Genomic DNA, 1,689 nt, shown 5'->3' on the forward strand with positions numbered 1-1,689 from the left:
CGAAGCCGTGCGGGCCGTGGTCGAAGTTGTCGGCGTTGAAATCGTCCAGCGCCACGCCGTTGCCGCCGGCGCCGATGAAGTTGTTGGTGTGGGTGTCCTTGTCGAAGAACGCCTTGATGGTCGCCATGTTCTGATAGGCGAAGTTACGCCCGACCACGCCTTCGCCGCTGATCGGGTCGTAAGGCTTGCCGATGCCTGACAGCAGCATCAACCGCACGTTGTGCAACTGGAAGGCACCGAGGATCACCAGATCCGCCGGTTGCTCGATCTCGCGGCCCTGGCCGTCGATGTAGGTCACGCCGGTGGCCTTGGACTTGCTGCTGTCGAGGTTGACCCGCAGCACATGCGAGTTGGGCCGCAGTTCGAAATTCGGCAGCGGCTTGAGCGCTGGCAGAATGTTCACGTTCGGCGAGGCCTTGGAATACATGTAGCACACGTAACCGCTGCAGAACCCGCAGAAGTTGCACGGGCCCATCTGCGCGCCGTAGGGATTGGTGTATGGCCCCGAGGTATTGGCGGAAGGCAGGTTGTAGGGTTTGTACCCGACTTCTGTCGCCGCTTTGCCGAACAGTTGTGCGGAAACCGTATTTTTCTGCGCTTCCAGCGGGAACGGGTTGGAGCGATCGGGTGCGAAAGGGTTGCCGCCCTTGCCTTGCCCGACCAACTGGCCCTTCACGGTCCAGGCCTGGCCGGAGGTGCCGAAGACTTTTTCGGCGAAATCGAAGAATGGCTCCAGCTCTTCATAGCTGACGCCGAAGTCCTGGATGGTCATGTCCTTGGGGATGAAATTTTTGCCATAGCGCTCTTCGTAATGGCTGCGCATGCGCAGCTCGATCGGATCGACGCGAAAATGCACGCCCGACCAGTGCAGACCGGCGCCGCCGACGCCATTGCCCGGCAGGAACGCACCCAACTGGCGGTTCGGCAGGGCGATGTCGTTGACGCTGTGGCGGATGGTGACTGTTTCTTTCGAGATGTCCTGAAAGAGTTTTTTGCGCACGCTGTAGGTGAGTTCGTCGATCACCTGTGGATAGTTGCCGTCAGGGTAGGTGTCCTGCATCGGCCCGCGCTCCAGGGCCAGCACGTTGAGCCCGGCTTCGGTCAGCTCCTTGGCCATGATCGCGCCAGTCCAGCCAAAACCGACGATCACTGCGTCGACCTTCTTCATTACCGTTGCCATGCTCACACCCTCTCGCCGCGAATCGAAACTGCCGGGAAGGGGTATTGCTCGTTGCGTTCCACCCAATCCATGAAATCGGCGCGGGCGCCGGGGAAGCCGATCATGGTCCAGCCGACCATGCCTTTATTGCCGCCGTGGATCGGGTCGCAGAAGAACCCTTCCTTGGTGTTTTGCAGCAGCAGGCTGAAGAAAATCTTCGCGGGGACTGCATCGAACTGCGGTTTGCCGGCTTCGAGTTGCTTGAGCAAATCCTCTCGGGTAGCGCTGTCTTGCTCGGCAAATGTTTTACCGTTGAGCGATTTTGCCCACTGATCGGTGGCGGCGATGCCCAGGCGATAGATCTCTTTGGGCACCAGTTTGCTCTGCCAGCCCATCTCCGGCGCGGCGTCGGCATTGAACGGACCTTGCATGTACCACAGGGCACCGGCGGCGTACGGGGTGTTCATCTGGCGGTCGATGTATTCCGGCACGCCGGCTTCCAGGGCGCCCGGGCCTTGCTCGTCGTTGGG

2 protein-coding genes are annotated in these 1,689 nt (G+C 60.7%); both read right to left on the reverse strand.

All coding sequences use genetic code 11. The annotated features are described in order from the left end of the window. Positions 1–1,180: GMC family oxidoreductase (locus DBR18_RS16715; protein WP_256588754.1), on the reverse strand; the 1,180-nt coding region annotated here is incomplete at its 3' end. Positions 1,181–1,182: 2 nt separating this feature from the next. Next, positions 1,183–1,689 (reverse strand): gluconate 2-dehydrogenase subunit 3 family protein (locus DBR18_RS16720; RefSeq protein WP_108591146.1); only part of this gene is annotated, 507 nt, incomplete at its 5' end.

Source organism: Pseudomonas sp. HMWF021 (assembly GCF_003061005.1).
Lineage (GTDB): Bacteria > Pseudomonadota > Gammaproteobacteria > Pseudomonadales > Pseudomonadaceae > Aquipseudomonas.